This window comes from Spongiibacter taiwanensis, assembly GCF_023702635.1.
Classification (GTDB): Bacteria; Pseudomonadota; Gammaproteobacteria; order Pseudomonadales; family Spongiibacteraceae; genus Spongiibacter; species Spongiibacter taiwanensis.
In genome coordinates, this window is sequence record NZ_CP098455.1 from 3,362,633 (window position 1) to 3,377,056 (window position 14,424).

At 57.5% G+C, this 14,424-nt stretch carries 14 protein-coding genes; 5 read left to right on the plus strand and 9 right to left on the minus strand.

The genetic code is table 11. The features are described from left to right. Window positions 1-11 precede the first annotated feature (11 nt). The 3 genes from cueR to NCG89_RS15220 all read right to left on the minus strand — a co-directional run bounded on the left by cueR (window position 12) and on the right by NCG89_RS15220 (window position 3,414). Complete coding sequence (gene cueR / locus NCG89_RS15210) at window positions 12-419, minus strand: Cu(I)-responsive transcriptional regulator (RefSeq protein WP_349631921.1); 408 nt, start codon at window positions 417-419, stop codon at window positions 12-14. Next, the gene (locus NCG89_RS15215) at window positions 416-2,830 is read right to left on the minus strand and encodes a heavy metal translocating P-type ATPase (protein WP_251087415.1); all 2,415 of its coding nucleotides are present in this window, start codon (window positions 2,828-2,830) and stop codon (window positions 416-418) included. Before NCG89_RS15215 ends, cueR begins: the two co-directional genes overlap by 4 nt. A gap of 107 nt (window positions 2,831-2,937) precedes the next feature. Further along, window positions 2,938-3,414, minus strand: a complete 477-nt coding sequence (locus NCG89_RS15220) for a DUF411 domain-containing protein (protein WP_251087416.1) — start codon at window positions 3,412-3,414, stop codon at window positions 2,938-2,940. A gap of 131 nt (window positions 3,415-3,545) precedes the next feature. Between NCG89_RS15220 and NCG89_RS15225 the strand changes: the two genes are divergently transcribed. Continuing rightward, a complete protein-coding gene (locus NCG89_RS15225; protein WP_251087417.1) occupies window positions 3,546-4,340 on the plus strand; it encodes a sulfite exporter TauE/SafE family protein in 795 nt (264 codons plus the stop codon). A 21-nt stretch (window positions 4,341-4,361) separates the two neighbouring features. On the opposite strand, the gene NCG89_RS15230 is transcribed toward NCG89_RS15225, so the two are convergent. Next, a complete protein-coding gene (locus NCG89_RS15230; protein ID WP_251087418.1) occupies window positions 4,362-4,976 on the minus strand; it encodes a glutathione S-transferase family protein in 615 nt (204 codons plus the stop codon). Window positions 4,977-5,118: 142 nt separating this feature from the next. Between NCG89_RS15230 and NCG89_RS15235 the strand changes: the two genes are divergently transcribed. The 3 genes from NCG89_RS15235 (at window position 5,119) to NCG89_RS15245 (ending at window position 6,706) form a co-directional block, all read left to right on the plus strand. Beyond that, window positions 5,119-5,661: a DUF922 domain-containing Zn-dependent protease gene (locus NCG89_RS15235; RefSeq protein WP_251087419.1), complete on the plus strand. Its 543-nt coding sequence runs from the start codon at window positions 5,119-5,121 to the stop codon at window positions 5,659-5,661. Between the two features lie 108 nt (window positions 5,662-5,769). Next, a complete protein-coding gene (locus tag NCG89_RS15240; RefSeq protein ID WP_251087420.1) occupies window positions 5,770-6,252 on the plus strand; it encodes a glutathione peroxidase in 483 nt (160 codons plus the stop codon). Then, window positions 6,245-6,706 (plus strand): MarR family winged helix-turn-helix transcriptional regulator, encoded by a 462-nt coding sequence (locus tag NCG89_RS15245; RefSeq protein WP_251087421.1) that lies wholly within the window; start codon window positions 6,245-6,247, stop codon window positions 6,704-6,706. Before NCG89_RS15240 ends, NCG89_RS15245 begins: the two co-directional genes overlap by 8 nt. A 153-nt stretch (window positions 6,707-6,859) precedes the next feature. Here NCG89_RS15245 and NCG89_RS15250 read toward each other — a convergent pair whose 3' ends face one another. From NCG89_RS15250 to NCG89_RS15260, 3 genes are read right to left on the minus strand one after another with little or no spacing between them, the layout of a single operon-like run. After that, window positions 6,860-8,227, minus strand: coding sequence for an NAD(P)(+) transhydrogenase (Re/Si-specific) subunit beta (locus NCG89_RS15250; protein WP_251087422.1), 1,368 nt, complete (start codon window positions 8,225-8,227; stop codon window positions 6,860-6,862). Further along, the gene (locus NCG89_RS15255; RefSeq protein ID WP_251087423.1) at window positions 8,227-8,517 is read right to left on the minus strand and encodes an NAD(P) transhydrogenase subunit alpha part 2; all 291 of its coding nucleotides are present in this window, start codon (window positions 8,515-8,517) and stop codon (window positions 8,227-8,229) included. The genes NCG89_RS15250 and NCG89_RS15255 overlap by 1 nt, the downstream gene beginning before the upstream one ends. A gap of 9 nt (window positions 8,518-8,526) precedes the next feature. Further along, on the minus strand, window positions 8,527-9,660 hold the full coding sequence (locus NCG89_RS15260; RefSeq protein ID WP_251087424.1) for a Re/Si-specific NAD(P)(+) transhydrogenase subunit alpha: 1,134 nt from the start codon (window positions 9,658-9,660) through the stop codon (window positions 8,527-8,529). 436 nt (window positions 9,661-10,096) lie between these two features. Here NCG89_RS15260 and NCG89_RS15265 point away from each other — a divergent pair, with 436 nt between their 5' ends. Then, the gene (locus NCG89_RS15265; RefSeq protein WP_251087425.1) at window positions 10,097-12,496 is read left to right on the plus strand and encodes a CHASE domain-containing protein; all 2,400 of its coding nucleotides are present in this window, start codon (window positions 10,097-10,099) and stop codon (window positions 12,494-12,496) included. On the opposite strand, the gene NCG89_RS15270 is transcribed toward NCG89_RS15265, so the two are convergent. After that, window positions 12,493-13,326, minus strand: a complete 834-nt coding sequence (locus tag NCG89_RS15270; protein WP_251087426.1) for a CvfB family protein — start codon at window positions 13,324-13,326, stop codon at window positions 12,493-12,495. The genes NCG89_RS15265 and NCG89_RS15270 overlap by 4 nt on opposite strands. A 52-nt stretch (window positions 13,327-13,378) precedes the next feature. Next, the gene (locus tag NCG89_RS15275; RefSeq protein WP_251087427.1) at window positions 13,379-14,371 is read right to left on the minus strand and encodes a GlxA family transcriptional regulator; all 993 of its coding nucleotides are present in this window, start codon (window positions 14,369-14,371) and stop codon (window positions 13,379-13,381) included. Window positions 14,372-14,424: the final 53 nt, after the last annotated feature.

Below are 14,424 nucleotides of genomic sequence, written 5' to 3' on the forward strand. Positions count from 1 at the left end.
GGTGGGCGCGGTCATGGCCGATCGGTCTGGCCGAGTGCCAATCCCGCCAGAATAGGGCAGTCGGGCCGCTGGTCCCCGTGGCAGCTAGCGGCGAGCTGCATGAGTAAATTCCGCATTGCCTGCAAATCCTGAATCTTTTTGTCCAGTTCATCGATGTGCGTCAATGCCAGTGATTTGACGTCGGCGCTGGTTCGCTGGCGATCGCGCCACAGTGATAGAAGCTGGTCGATCTGATCGAGGGAAAAGCCCAGCGACCGGGCCTGCTTGATAAAACGCAGGCTGTGCAGGTCCTCTTTGTTGTAGAGCCGGTATCCCGTGGGGCTGCGCTCACAGGGTGGCAGCAGCCCTCTGGATTCGTAGTGCCGAATCATTTTTGCCGAGATGCCGCTACGTTTGGCGGCCTGACCAATAGTGATCATTTTGGTGTCTCCCTTGAAGGGTGCCAGCGTCGCAATAAGAGCGCATTTCCAAGCACGCTGACGCTACTGAGAGCCATCGCGGTGGCGGCTAGTACCGGGTTAAGAAGTCCGGCGGCGGCCAGGGGAATGCCGACGATATTATAGATAAACGCCCAAAAGAGATTTTGGCGGATTTTACGGTAACAGCGTCGGGCGATATCGATCGCATCGACGACCCGGGCCGGTTGATTGTTCATCAGGGTAATGCCGGCGCTGTGCATGGCAACATCACTGCCCGAGGCCATGGCGATACCGATATCTGCTGCGGCGAGGGCGGGCGCATCATTGATGCCGTCGCCGACCATGGCTACCCGTTGTCCTCGCTGGCGAAATTCGGCCACCGCATCGGCTTTGTGCGCGGGCAACACGTTGGCGCGAATTTGGTCGATGCCTAACCGCTGTGCCACATGCCGGGCGCTGCCCTCGTTGTCGCCGGTAATCATCACAGTGGTGATGCCTCGGCGGTGAAGACGGGTGATGGTGTTGCCGGCGTCGGCTTTGACGGTGTCGCCAAAGCTGAACATCGCCAGCGCGGCGGGCTGATCGTCCCGGCGAGCGAGAAAGCAGAGGGTTTTGCCTTGGGCCTCCAGGATGTCGGCGCGCTCGCGCAGCGCGCTCAGATCGATGTGGTACTCCGTCATTAATTGTCGATTGCCCAGCGCGAAATTCTCGCCGTTGACCTTGCCTTCAATTCCTAGGCCGGGGAGGGTGCGCGCCTCGCTCACTTCGGGAATGGCGAGTTGTCGTTGCCGGGCGGCAGCAAGGGTGGCGATAGCTAGAGGGTGGTTGCTGCTGGTCTGCAGACTTGCCGCCAAGGTCAATGCGCGCTCCTGACTGATAGCCACCGCCGACGTGTCTTGAAGCTGAGGTTTGCCCTGGGTGAGGGTGCCAGTTTTGTCGAAAATAACCGTGCTGATCCCTTCGGCCTGCTCCAGGGTATGGGCGTCGCGAATCAAAATGCCCTGCCGTGCGGCGACCCCGGTGCCAACCATAATTGCGGCGGGGGTCGCCAGACCGAGGGCGCAGGGACAGGCGATAACCAATACCGCAATGGCATTGAGAATCGCGGTTTCCGGGCTCGCACCCAGGGCGAGCCAGGCGCCAAGGGTTGCCAGCGACACGACCACAACTATTGGCACGAACACCGCGCTGACACGGTCCACCAGGCGTTGGATTTCGGCCTTGGCGGCCTGGGCGGATTCCACCATGGCGATAATTTTTGCCAGTGTGGATTCACTGCCGATGGCGGTGACGTCTAATGCTATCATTCCGTCGCCGTTGAGGGTGCCGCCGATCACCGGATCTCCCTGGCCCTTACTCACTGGCAGACTTTCGCCGCTGATCATTGCCTCGTCGATGTGGCTGGCGCCGTGGATAATTTTGCCGTCCACCGGGATCTGCTCGCCTGGCAGCACTTTTACCCGGTCGCCGACCTGAACCTCGGCCAGGGGAACGCGAGTTTCCTTGCCGTCGCGCAGCAGGCGCGCTGTATCGGGCCGCAACGACTGCAAGGCGCGGATGGCGTCGTTGGTCTGGGATTTAGCCCGGTTTTCCAGCCACTTGCCTAAGCGAACAAGGGTAATGACGACCGCGGCCGCCTCAAAATAGACGTGCCCGGCAGCGCCGCCCGCCATCGGTCGCAATAACTCAAACACGCTTAAACCGTAGGCGGTGCTGGTGCCGAGGGCGACCAGTAAATCCATATTGCCGGTTTTGGCTCTCAATGCGGACAGGGCGCCGCGATAAAAGCCGAGGCCCACATAGAACTGCACTGGGGTAGCCAGCAGCCATTGCACCCAGCCGGGCAGCATCCAATGGATGCCAAAGGGCCAGAGCAGCATGGGCACCATCAGAGGCGCCGACAGCAAGCCGGCCAGCAGGAGTGTTTGCGCTTCGGTTAAGCCCGGCATGCTGGCGGATGCCCCGGCGGTGTCAGCATGAAAGGCGCCAGTTGCGACGTGTCCTGGGTAACCCGCTTGCGTTAATTGTTGAAGTAGGTCATCGGCGGTGATCGCGCCCCGCAATACCGTGACGGTGGCGCGACTGCTGGCCAGGTTGACGTCAGCCGAGATGACCCCCGCCAGCCCGCGCAGGGTGTTTTCGATGCGGCCAACACAGGACGCACAGCGCATGCCGGATATTTGCAGGGTGATGGTTTGTCGTGCTGGGTGATAGCCGACTTGGGCTAAGGCTTGATCAACGGCGGGCCAGGAAGCGTTCTCGTCGAAGTCGATAGAGGCCTGCTCGCTGGCCAGATTGACATTGGCCCGCCTGACGCCAGGCACGGCATTCAGCGCCCGCTCCACTCGACTGACGCAGGAGCCGCAGCGCATCCCGGAGACGAAAATTTGAGCTTGCTTGGTTGATGACATTGATGGGACTCCCCCCTTTTGCTCCCCGCAAAATACGGTGAGTAAAGCCAGTGTCGAGCTTCCCATCATGGTAAGGTCAATAGGTTTTTAAGTTTTGACGACGTGGCCTATTGACGGATTTCTTCGAACACACTGGCCGTACCGTCTTCCATCAGCAGCAATACGTTGTAGTCCTGGTGGCGATCGCCCATTTCCATTCCGGGGCTGCCCACGGGCATACCCGGTACTGCTAAGCCAATGGCTCCTTCCGGCGGTGCGGCAAGAAAGCGTTTCATTGCCGAGGCGGGAATGTGCCCCTCGAAAACGTATTTACCGTCAGTGGCGGTATGGCAAGACTGGTACTGATTGCCAACCCCAAGCTCTGACTTCAGTTGGCTCAAATCATCCCGGTCAGTGACCTTGGTGTCGAAGCCTGCTGCTTGGATGTGGTCAACCCATTTTCCGCAGCAGCCGCACTGGGGGTTTTTATATACCTGGAGAGCGGTCAGGGCCGATTCGCCATAGCTTGGCAATGACATGCAGAGCAAGGTGAGCAGCAAAGTAAAAACAGGCAGCGTTGACAGAGGACGTATCGCTTGATGCATAAAAAACGCTCCGAAACAGGGGGTTGGTGTGGCGCTATTGTGACACAGCTTGCCTATCGGCGGTTGATCCCGGTGTGGGGTTTGTTCGCCGGAGCAGCTACAATAAGCGTCCTTTCTTTGTTGTTTGTTTCATGACCGATCTGGCCCTCTACCAATATCTTCTGATTGCCCTCTGCTTTGTCTGGAGCGGCTTTGTGCGCTCGGGTCTGGGCTTTGGCGGATCGGTGTTGTCGTTACCCTTCCTGCTGCTGATTTATAACGCGCCGCTGGTGTATCTGCCCATCATTTCAGTGCATCTTCTGTTCTTCTCGACCCTCACCATCGTGATGAACAATCGGGGGCGTGCTTCGGAGAATGAGGCAGGCGGTCAGGGTGGGGCCCGGCAAAGCACCGTTGACTGGCAGTATCTGTGGCGGATTCTGCCGATCATGATTGTGCCAAAGTTGATTGGGGTATTTGGGCTGATCACGCTGCCAAGCCATATTCTCAGCGTGATTATTTTTGCGATTATTTCGGTCTACTCGCTGAGCTATTTGCTCAACCGTCCCTTTCGCAGCAACAGCAAAACCGTCGATGTTATTTTTCTGATGTTAGGCGGCTATATTAGTGGCACCTCACTGATCGGCGCACCGCTGATCATTGCGGTGGCAGCCCAGTATGTGGCGAAGGAGCGCCTGCGCGACACGCTGCTGGCGCTCTGGTTTATTCTGGTGTCGATCAAAATGGCCGCGTTCATCTACGCCGGTGTTGATCTGCAGTTGATCCACAATCTCTGGCTGTTACCTTGCGCGGCAGTGGGCCACGTGCTGGGTCTGAGGTTCCACGACTATATGCTCAAGGCAGAAACGCCCCGCTTTTTTCAGATTATGGGCGGGGCGCTGCTCAGCATCAGCGTCATCGGCCTGGTGAGCAGTTTTCTTCACTAGCCCAGGGCATGTTGTGGGGGCTTATCCAGCTGCCTCTGCCGCTTGGGCGCGCTGCAGTGCGGGGCGCTGAGCAATGCGATCCAGATAGGCTTGCAGGTTGGCTTGTTCTAGGGGCTGTTTGAAGGCGATGCCCCACATCAGGGTGTGGCCCAGAAGAATGTCGGCGCCGCTGAATTGGTCGCCAAGAATGTAGGGTTTGTCGTCCAAGCCCTGGCTGAAGAGGTTTAGTGCTTTTTGGTGCTCCCAGGTGGCGGTGGGCATGATCGCGGCCACCCGCTGCTCTGCCGGAAGGGCAAAGCGGTGTTTGCCCATGGTCCACAGCGGCTGCTCCAGCTCGGTCAGTGCAAAATAACACCAGCGGTCATAATGGGCCCGGTCGGCTGGGGTTGAGGGAGCGAGATGATCGCCATAACGGTTAGCAACGTAGTTAACGATAGCGCCAGATTCGGTCAGCACCAGGTCGCCGTCAACAAGGGTTGGCACCTTTGCCCCCGGGTTCAAGCTTAAATAATGATCGGTGCGCTGCTGCCCCTCGGCAAAGTTAAGCGGCATGAAGGTGTAGGCTTGGTTACATTCTTCCAGTGCCCAAAGCACTCGCGTTGAACGTGATCTGGGCAGGCCGTATACCGTTATCATTTTTTCTTCTCCGTTTTGAATGTAGCGGGCTAGTGGCAGGCAATAATAAATGATCTTGGTCGACATCATCCTCCAGATTCTCGCCGGAATCAAAAGCCCTCGGTGTATCGTTCGGACGAGGCGATTCGTGTGTGGTGGACTTTTGTTACTGGCGCAAACGGGCTTGGCCGAGCCCGAGGTTGAAACGCAGTTTCGCTACTATCCCGTGGTGGTTCACCGCCTCGAAGGTATGCAGGCGGCCGTGGAAGCGGCCTCTCCGATGCGTCGTGGCGACAGGGTGTACCACGGCTTTACCGAAAGCCAGGTGAATTGGAAATGGTGGTGGATTCGGGAGGACGGCCGCTGCCGCATTAGTCGGGTCGATTCTCAGGTGCAAATTGTATATACCCTTCCCAGATTGCAGACAGACAGTCGCAATTTTCGAATTCGCGGCGTGTGGAGCGAATGGTTCTGGGCGCTAAAGCAGCATGAGTTGAATCATGGTGACAATGCCATCGCCGTTGCGAGGGAGGGGGAGGTTCAGATCATGGCGATTCCTGCTGCGGTTAACTGCGCGGAGGTGGACGCCGAGGCCAGCCGAATCGCTGCGGCGCTGATTGAGGAGTTGAAGTACCGGGATGCCGAGTATGATCGGCTGACCGATCACGGCGCCCGGGAAACTGGCGACATTCGCGATCACTATTAGCGTTGAGTGAGCAGGCAGAATGTGAATTTCTGCCTTGCTATGAGCGACGGTTTACGGGAATATAGATCGCGCACGATTTAATCTTGGTCGACATTTTGGAGGGTAGAGATGACCACGGTTTACGATTTTAAGCTGCACAATTTGCAAGGTAAGGATCTGGATTTGGCTGACTACAAAGGTAAAGTCGTCCTGGTGGTTAATACAGCCAGCAAATGCGGTTTTACGCCTCAATATGAAGGGTTGCAGGACCTGTACTCCCGATACAAAGACAAGGGCCTGGTGATTCTCGGCGCGCCCTGTAACCAGTTTGGCAATCAGGAGCCCGGTGACGGTGAAACCATTCAGAGCACCTGCCTGATTAACTACGGGGTGGACTTTCCGATTACCGAAAAGCTCGAAGTGAATGGCAAGAACACGCACCCTCTGTTTGCTTATTTGAAGGCGCAGGCGCCGGGAATGCTGGGTCAGCGTATCAAGTGGAATTTCACCAAGTTTCTGGTCGGTAAAGACGGTAAAACGGTGAAGCGCTTTGCGCCCACAACCAAACCTGAAAGCCTGGCCAAGGATATTGAGGCGGCCCTGAATGCCTGAGGTGAACAGGCCTGATTCAGGGGAAGTGCTGCGCCTGGACCAGCAGTTGTGTTTTCCGCTCTACGCTGCCTCGCGGCTGGTCACGCGTCTCTACCACGATAAGTTAGCGCCGCTCGGGATAACCTACCCCCAGTATGTTGCGCTCATGATTTTGTGGGAAGAGGCGCCCTGCTCGGTGTCTCGGCTGGGCGAGCGGGCGATGCTCAATAGCAATACCCTGACGCCGCTGCTAAAGCGCCTGGAGCAGCAGGGTTTGATTAGCCGTCAACGGGATGCCGCGGATGAGCGTCAGGTGAATATCAACCTGACGGCGGCGGGCAGGGCTCTGGAGAATCAGTGTCAGTGTATTCCCGGTGAGCTGATTGGCCGCATCGGAGGGCAGGAGGCTGAGGAGTTCGCCCAGCTGAAAGTGCTGCTGGACAAATTGCTGCCGAAGTTACGGGACGCGCTGTGAGGGCTAGATGCTAGACATTGTTTGATGCGTATCGAGGGTATCAAGCTCTTTGCGTCTCCCGTCTCCCGTCTCCCGTCTCCCGTCTCCCGTCTCCCAAAATAAAAAAAGGGCGCCAATGGCGCCCTTTTTTGCAGTGCTGCAGCGAGGCAGTTATCAGGCAAAGGCTTTGATAATGTTGCTCAGCATTTCTTTGGCGTCGCCAAACAGCATGCGGGTGTTGTCCTTGAAGAACAGCGGGTTGTCGATGCCGGCAAACCCCGAGGCCATAGAACGCTTCAATACGAAGACGTTGCGGGCCATGTCCACGTTGATAACCGGCATGCCGTAGATCGGGCTGCCTTCCATCTCTCGGGCGGCGGGGTTAACCACGTCGTTGGCGCCGATAACAATGGCCACGTCGAAGGTGTCCATGCGCGGGTTAACGGCGTCCATTTCTAGCAGCAGGTCATAGGACACGTCAGCTTCGGCCAGCAGTACGTTCATGTGGCCAGGCATCCGACCGGCAACCGGGTGAATGGCGTAAACCACTTCGGCGCCGTTTTTCTCCAGGATTTCCTGCAGTTCTTTGACCACGTGCTGGGCCTGGGCAACCGCCATACCGTAACCGGGCACAATCACTACGCTGGTGGCAGCTTCCAATACATAGTAGGCATCATCAGCAGACATGGCCTTGGCTTCGCCTTCGATCTTGGCAGCCGCGCCGCCACCGGCAACCGCAGAGAAACCGCTGAACAGTACGTTGCTCAGGGAGCGGTTCATGGCCTTACACATAATCTGGGTCAGGATGATACCGCTGGCACCAACCAGCGAACCAGCCACGATCAGAATGATGTTGTTGATCGCGAAACCGGCGGCACAGGCGGCCAGACCGGAGTAGCTGTTCAGCAGGGAGATGACCACCGGCATGTCGGCGCCGCCAATGGGGATGACCAGCATCACGCCCAGCAGCAGCGACAGGGCAACAATAATGTACAGGTACATTTGCGTGGCGGGGTTAAGGGCGAACAGCACCGAGAACACCACAATGCCGATGATCAGGGCAATATTGAAAAAGCGTTGACCACCAAATACCAGCGGGCGCCCCGGAATTTTTTCGCTCAGTTTGCCGTAGGCAATCAGCGACCCAGTGAAGGTCACACCACCGATCAGAATCGACAGGATGATGGTGATCATCTCAAAGGTGTTGGCTTCAAAGCCGTACAGCGCGGCCCAGCCAACCAGCAAGCTGGCGATACCGCCGGTGCCGTTGAACAGGGCGACCATCTCCGGCATGGAGGTCATGGCCACGGAGCGGGCGACTACCGCACCGATGACGGCGCCCAGAACGACCCCGAGGGCAATCCACTTGTAGTCGATAATGCTGTGGTGGAGCAGGGTGATGACCACGGCGATAAACATACCCAGTGCAGACACCAGGTTGCCTTTACGCGCTGTTGCCGGGGAGCCCAGCATTTTGAGGCCAAAAATAAACAGTACGGCCGCTGCCACATAGGACAGATTGACCAGAAGATCGATACCCATTACTTAGACGCTCCCTCTTTCTTCTTGAACATGGCCAGCATGCGGTCGGTCACCATATAGCCGCCGATCACGTTGATGGTAGCCATGGTGACGGCGATGGTGCCCAGCACGGTAGCCAGCACAGTGTGCTCGGCGCCAGCGGAGGTGAGTGCACCTACCAGGGTGATGCCGGAGATCGCGTTGGAGCCGGACATCAGGGGAGTGTGCAGGGTTGCCGGTACCTTGTTGATCAGCTCAAAGCCAAGGAAGATCGACAACATCAGGATGAAGGCCAGGAATACAATTTCCATCTTCGTCTCCTAGTTGATCAGGTTTTTAATGGTTTCGTTAACGATCTCGCCGCCGTGGGTAATCACACAGCCCTGTAGAATATCGTTTTCGAAATCGATGACCATGGCTTTTTTCTCGCCGTCCCAGCCTTCGTCTACCAAGTTAAACAGGTTGGACGAGTACATTTGGCTGGCGTCACGAGAAACATAGTTGGCCCAGTTGCCGTTGCCGATGATGGTGACGCCATCGACCACGACGGTCTCGCCGGCAACAGAGCCTTCGACGTTGCCGCCGGTTTCTGCTGCCATGTCTACAATCACGCTGCCCGGCTTCATGCCAGCAACCATGTCCTTGGTAACCAGAACCGGCGGTTTGCGACCGAATACCTGGGCGGTAGTGATCACAATGTCGGATTCAGCAATTTGCTTTTTCTGACCTTCCAGCTGCAGCTGACGCTGCTCTTCGGTCAGTTCAACGGCGTAGCCGTCTTTGGTCTGACCGGTTTCACCCAGATCGATTTCCAGGAACTTGCCGCCCAGAGAGCGAACCTGCTCGGCCACTACGGTGCGGGTGTCAAAGGCAACCACTTTGGCGCCCAGACGTTTGGCGGTGGCGATCGCCTGCAGACCGGCCACACCGGCACCGATAATGAACACTGTGGCGGGCTTCAGCGTACCGGCCGGGGTCATCATCATGGGCAGAATGCGGGGCAACTTGGTGGTGGCCAGCAGCACCATCACGTAACCGGCCAGCGAAGCCTGTGAACTCAAGGCATCCATTTTCTGGCTGCGGGTCGAGCGGGGGATCATTTCCATGCTGATAGCAGTCACGCCCTGGTCGCGAAAGGCTTTGATCAGGCCGTGCTCATTGAAGGGGTCTAGGTAGCTAACGTGAATAGCGCCCTTCTTCAATCTGCCGATTTCGTTAGGGGTGGGTTTGCTGATGCGCAACACGATATCAGCGGCGCCGAGCACGTTGTCACGGCTGTCCGCAATTGTTGCACCCGCTTCCTTGTACTCCTCGTCACTGAAACCCGAGCCCAGCCCAAGGCCAGCTTCAATCTGAATCTCGGCACCGGCCCGGATGAGCTTCTTGGCATCTGCTGGGATAATCGCAACGCGATTTTCCCCCGCAGCGAGTTCTTTGGGAATTCCTATGAGCATTTGTAATGATCCGTGGTTGTTAAAATTAGCAGCAATAACAATCAATTAATTCGGGCAAGTTACTTCGCGGGTGGCTTGTGAACACCACTCAGCTGCTCTGCTCCGAATCAGTCAATTGGAACCGCTGACCCTCCAGTCAAAGCGGCGTAGGATATTACATCGGGCTCAAATAAGCGACATTTGAGGTCTTTTAATAGATGTCGGGAGTAAAAAAAACTGTATATAAATTAGGCTGATACGAGCTATTTTTTTAGATGATAGTGGTGGGTGGATTCTGCTGCAGGCCGCTGAGAGATAGGGGGTTTAGGCAAATTTACTTATGGCTCGGGGGCGCTAGTGCACACTAGACTCAGCGGGTTTCGTCCCCAGCCTGCGGGTGTCTTCGAGCCCTGGGTCGGTGTCGCGACAAAGTGACTTTCACTGCTCAGGAACAACAATGAGAAAACGGTATTGGCAGTGGGCGGGACTCACGGTGGCCCTGTACTGGCTAACCGGTGCCTTGTCGCTGCAGTTGGCCGTGCCGCCCGGATATGCCGTGGGTATCTGGTTGCCCGCCGGCTTTTCTCTCGCCGCACTGCTGATGGGGGGGCGTGGTCTGTGGCCTGCGGTGGCCATTGGCTCGTTTCTGGTCAATAGCCGCGCCATCGATTTTCTCGGCCCGATAGATCAAGTGTTGGTCGAGGCGTCGATTCCTGCCCTGATTGGTTTAGGGGCGGCGGCGCAGGCGGCCTTAAGCGTCACCCTGGTACGCCGCTTTATCGCTTACCCCTTGCGTTTGGACGATGTGCGCAGCGTCGGGTTGTTTATCGCGCTCGCCTGCGGGGTGGGGTGCCTGATCAATGCAAGCCTTGCCACCGGCATACTGATTTATGCTGGCAAACTGTCCCTGGAAAACGCGCTCTTTCACTGGTTTACCTGGTGGGTGGGTGATGGGTTGGGGGTGATGATCGGCAGTATTCTCGGCTTTGTCTTTTTAGGGCGCCCTGCCGAGCTTTGGTGTAGCCGTCGCAGCACGGTACTGCCGCTCATGGGGCTGACATGCTGCCTTATCGTGTTTGGCTACCTGATGGTCAGCCGGTGGGAGATCTCACGTCAGCGCGCGGATTTTGATCGCCATAGCGATCGCTTGCACCAGCAGATTCAGGCGGAGATTGATCGCTATATTGATAGCATTTATAGCCTGCGCGCCTTCTTTCAATCATCAAACCACGTTTCCTTCGACGACTTCCAGACCTACGCGGCGGTCATTCGCCGACGCTTGCCCGGGTTTAAAGCCGTTGCGTGGAATATTTGGGTCCCACCGTCCCAGCGGGGGGAGTATGAGCGGGTGGTGGGAATAGAGACCGGTCTTCCGGTGACGATTTTCAGGCGTGGGCCCCAGGGTGAAAAGTTGCCCTTGAGTAGTGATCGGCCTGAGGTGGTGATCCGTTTTATTTCGCCTATGGCGGGCAATACCGCTGCGCTGGGCTACGCGATCAGCTCGGCGGCAGCACCTGAGGATGCGTTGCATCGAGCCCGCCAGCAGGGCGGGGCCGCGGCGACCGATCCGGTCAAGCTGATTCAGGAGCCGGAGGATGAGCTTGGAGCGGTGATCTACCTGCCGGTGGGACACAGTGCGGGTGAGCAGAACGGCAATTGGGGGTTTGTTGCCGGGGTGTTTCGCTTGGGAGATTTGATCAACGAAGTGTATGCGCCCCTGGCCTTGCCTGGGGTTGCTGCCAGCGTGTTTAACGGCGCGAGTCAAGCACCAAATGAGGGAGGGCAGTTGCTGTTTTCGTCGATGGCGGCGGCAGATAAAGCGACGGAAGTGCTGTTTCAGAGTCGCCGAGTGGTCGACTTTGCCGATAAACAGTGGGACCTGTTTATCACTGCGGACCAGCGATTTCTCGCGGGGGCTCGCTCGGTCATGCCTTGGGCGGTAATGGCATCGGGCATGCTGTTTACCGGATTGCTCGGCATGTTCGTGCTTGTCGTCACCGGGCAAAAGCACCGCTCTGACGAAGCGGGTGAGGAGCTGCGGATGATGCTGGGCCGGCTTAACGACGCTCAGTCACAACTGGTCGAGTCGGAAAAGATGGCCTCATTGGGCGGCATGGTGGCCGGCTTTGCCCATGAGTTGAATACCCCTTTAGGAGTTGTCATCACTGGGGAATCGACTTTGCAGCGGGATCTGGAGGAGTTGCAGGAAAGCTTTCAGGGTAACGCGGACCCCGATCGCGTTCGTTTGCTATTGGCGCGAGTCCGTGAGGCTTCGGCCATTGTGCTGGCCAATGCCCAGCGGGCGGGCAGCATGATCAGTAGCTTTAAGACGGTGTCGGTGGATCAGTCCACCGGAGAGGAGCGAAACATCTCGCTGGCCAGCTATCTCGATGAGATATTGACCAACTTTTCTCCGGTCTACCGCGGGACTCCGCATCAGGTGAAGCTGGATTGCCCGGCGGATTTGCAGATTTGTACCGTGCCGGGCGGACTGACCCAGGTGGTCATTAATATCATTGGTAACAGCCTGGTGCATGCCTTCCCCGAGGGGCAGGTTGGCGAAGTCTGGATTCGCGTTCGGCCCAGCGGGGAAGGGGTGCAGCTGCTGATTTCTGATAACGGGGTGGGGATTGCTCCTGAGGCCGTCAAGCGGATATTTGACCCTTTCTACACGACCCGCCGCGGTGCCGGCGGGACCGGTTTGGGCCTGCATCTGGTCTACAACATTGTCCGCCAGCAGTTGAAGGGCAGCATTTCGGTGATCAGTAAAGAGGGCGAGGGTGCCACCTTCGATTTGCGCCTGCCACTGGATGTGCGAGCGGTTGGCCGGGAGGCAACCGCTCCCCCTGTTGGTTAGCGCAATTTGCGCCGGATGCCGCCGCTTTCAATGGCGATTTCACCTTGCTTGTACAGGCGGCCGATGGCTTGTTTAAAGGCCTTTTTACTTTGACCAAACAGGCGGTAAATGACTTCTGGAGGGCTTTTGTCACCCAGGGCCAGAAAGCCATCATTATCGTCGAGCATGGCCAAGATCTGCTGGCTCAAGTCGGGTACTGCGATGCGTTTTGGTGGTGTGAGGGTCAGGTCAATACGCTGGTCAGGTCGGGTTTTCTTTACATAGGCTTGGACCGTGTCGCCCCGGCGCAGAGGTTTCAGCAGGTCGCTGTCGTAGAGTAGGCCCCAGCGGCGATGATCAATAACGGCTTTGTAGCCCAGCTCGGTTTTGTTGCCGACAATCACCGTGACGGGGGTGCCCGCTGGCATTTCTGGACCGATATCGTCGATGAACTCGTCCAGCTTCATTGAGGCGACGAGACGCCCCCGGGGATCCTGGTAAATCATCACCAGGACCGATTGGCCCGCTTTTAATGTGCCCACGTGCTCTGCGTAGGGCAGCAGCAGGTCTTTTTCCAGCCCCCAGTCCAGAAAAGCGCCTGTGTCGTTAACATCAGCGACCCGTAACAGGGCGACCTGGCCAAGCTCCGCGCGGGGCAGCGTGGTGCTGGCGGCGATGCTGCCGTCGGCGTCCGGGAAGAGGAATACATCCAGGGTCGTGCCGGTTTCCGGTTCCTGGGTCAATTGGCGCCGGGAAATAAAAATTTCACCTAGCGGGCCGCCATCCAGGAGCGCGCCGGCGCTGGTGATCCGGGTGATGGTCAGGGTGTTACAACGACCGACCTCTGGCATGGCGGCGACTCCTCAAGATTGGGTTGCGGCGCACTCTACCTGATGCTGGCCCCTAGTGGCGACCCTTGACCGCAAACAATTTGCGCCGAACCGATTTACGATAGGCCGCCGGTTGCGTGGCGGCATGTTCCTTAAATAATTTGCCAAAGTAACTGCTGTCCTGATAGCCGCACTGTTGGCTGATTTCTTCAATGCTCAAGTTGCTGTTTTTCAACAAGTCCTCGGCCAGATCCATTCTCAGTCGTTGCAGGTAACTCAGCGGGCTTTGGCCGGTGGCCTGACGAAACCGGCGCAGCAGGCTGCGTTCAGTGAGGCCGCTCTGGTCGGTCAGGTCTTTGAGGCGCAGGCTTTTATTCATGTTGCGTACCAGCCACTCCTGAAGCAGCGCGATGGTTTCATCGCCATGAAGATCGGCGCGGTCAATCCGGTAGGCATTTCTGGCAAAGGGGCGGCGACTTTCGGGGGAGAACTGCTGGGATACCCGCCTTGCTGTCATTGCACCCCAGTAGCGGTCAATCAGGTGGATTATCAAATCCGCGGCGGCATTCACGCTGCCGGTGCAATAGAGATTATCAGCTTGGGTGATCAAATAGTCCCGCTGCAGCTGTGCGTCGGGGTAGCGTTGGGCGAAATCCTCAAAGTAATGCCAGTGGGTTGTGGCTGCTCGCCGGTCGAGCAGGCCGGCTTCACCGAGTAGGTAGCTGCCATTACCTACCGCGCAGAGGTCGCTGCCGGCGGCCGCCAGGTTGCGCAACCATTGCTGCACGTCTGCATTGGTGGCGGCGCCCAGGTGTGGGTGGCGCCAGCGACTGGGAATGATCACCACATCAAAGTGCATGCTCGGATCGAACTGGCGGCTCGGTTGTACCGGCAGCCCGCCAGACAGGGTCAAGGGCCCGGGCTCCAGTCCGATAAGCTCGATGCTCAGGCAGGGTTTGCGGGACATCAATCGGGAGACGCTGTTGACCGCGTTAAACAGCTCCATCGGCAGGCTGATGCTGGTGGCCAGTGCGTCGTGAAATGCCAAAAGTGAAATTTTTTTCATGTGGCGATAATGCCATATAAATTGGCGGTTATGTAATATCTTTATGAAAAGCC